The organism is Alkalihalophilus lindianensis (assembly GCF_032843265.1).
Classification (GTDB): Bacteria; Bacillota; Bacilli; order Bacillales; family Bacillaceae_D; genus Alkalihalophilus; species Alkalihalophilus lindianensis.
This window is the reverse complement of the sequence record NZ_JAWJBA010000409.1, coordinates 1-267: the sequence shown is the minus strand read 5'-3', so window position 1 is coordinate 267 and position 267 is coordinate 1. Positions and strand designations below refer to the sequence as shown.

The following is a 267-nucleotide window of genomic DNA, read 5'->3' as shown; positions in this document are numbered from 1 at the left end:
AAAAAAGCATTAACGCTCATAACCATCCACAATAAGATCCAGCTTCCCTGTTTTCGGATCAATGACTAAGCCATGAACAGGAACATCCTTTGGCATAAGCGGATGATGCGTGATTGTGTCTACACTATGTTTTACACTTTCATTCACACTGTCAAAGCCATGAAGCCAGCTTTTAATATCAATTCCGGAAAAAGCTAAAGTATTTAACGTTTCATCGGTAATTCCTTGTTCCTTCATATGTTCAAGGACAGGCTCGGCCTTTAAACC

At 39.7% G+C, this 267-nt stretch carries 1 protein-coding gene; it reads right to left on the bottom strand.

Annotation, left to right across the window (positions count from 1 at the left end; translation table 11 throughout):
- Positions 1-9 precede the first annotated feature (9 nt).
- Positions 10-267: carbonic anhydrase (locus tag RYX56_RS22805; RefSeq protein WP_500660647.1), on the bottom strand; the 258-nt coding region annotated here is incomplete at its 5' end.